The sequence below is a fragment of the Pseudomonas sp. PICF6 genome (assembly GCF_009831705.1).
Taxonomy (GTDB): domain Bacteria; phylum Pseudomonadota; class Gammaproteobacteria; order Pseudomonadales; family Pseudomonadaceae; genus Aquipseudomonas; species Aquipseudomonas rhizophila.
Genome location: NZ_WUUD01000023.1, coordinates 1 through 661, shown reverse-complemented (window position 1 = coordinate 661; position 661 = coordinate 1). Strand labels below are relative to the sequence as shown.

Below are 661 nucleotides of genomic sequence, written 5' to 3'. Positions count from 1 at the left end.
AGGTTGCACCGACACCGAAGCCATTTGCGCTGTTTTCGTATTCAGCGTTGTAGGACTGGCCCAGAGCGTTGCTGTGATTGACGCTGACTTTCTCTTCCTTGAGATAGGAATACGCCACGTCGATGGTCAGGTCTTCGGTCGGGCTCCAACCTGCACCCAGGCTGAAGATGGTCCGGTCGCCGGTAGGGATGCGTGGCGAGCGGTCGATGTTGTTGGTAGGTGACTGGTCGAAAGTCAGGCCGGTACGCAGCACCCACTGTTTGTTCAACTGGTAGGACGTACCGATGGCGTAGGCCCAGGTGTCATGCCAGTTCTGTTCCTCGGTAATGGTGCCAAGGAACGCAGGGGCCAGTGCACCACCGTTTGCAGGCGTGACGCCTTCGTTGTCCACGGTGATTTCTTTCAAGCGGCTCCAGCGAGTCCAGGTGCTGCCGGCATAAAGGGTCCAGGCATCGTTGAGCTGCTGGGTGACCGAAAAGTCCACCGATTCAGGTGTCGTGATGTCCAGCGAAGCGTCATAACGCGCCCCGCTCAGGAACCCGGCAGGAGTGCCGGCACCCGGGCTTACCTTGGTGTGGCCTTCAAGTTTGTACTTGACCTTGGAGTGGTAGGTCAGGCCAACACGAGTGGTGTCGGTCGCCTGGACCAGCACGCCGATATT

General features: G+C 58.7%; 1 protein-coding gene. It reads right to left on the bottom strand.

Annotation, left to right across the window (positions count from 1 at the left end; translation table 11 throughout):
* The coding region (locus GSM73_RS15610) for an outer membrane protein transport protein (protein ID WP_178129675.1) at window positions 1-661 on the bottom strand (661 nt) is incomplete at both ends.